The 312-nt window shown below is 28.5% G+C and carries 1 pseudogene; it reads left to right on the top strand.

Going from position 1 to position 312, the window contains the following annotated elements:
• Nucleotides 1–39 precede the first annotated feature (39 nt).
• Nucleotides 40–312, top strand: a pseudogene (locus ACX6CF_RS26440) (hypothetical protein); the annotation flags it as partial.

The following is a 312-nucleotide window of genomic DNA, read 5'->3' as shown; positions in this document are numbered from 1 at the left end:
TGAATAAATTATATAATGCACATGAATAGGGGTACTGATGTGAAGAAGAAACTAAAACCGTTAGTTGATTATATAATCTTAGTTTTATATTCAATTTGTATGTATATTTTATGGAAACTTTGTAAGTTAGGAGGAACACATTATTGGCTTAGAATGATGTTGCCTTTTGTGATTTTACTGATTATCTTACTGTTAGTCAGATTAATATTAAGACATAGATGGTATCGAGCAAGTTATTTTAAATTCTATTTGGTTTTATTTGTTGCGATAAGTCTAGTGTTTGGAGGAATGATAGTACATACAGCAATTCCT

This window comes from Vallitalea sediminicola, assembly GCF_054408565.1.
This window is presented reverse-complemented; position numbering and strand designations above follow the sequence as displayed.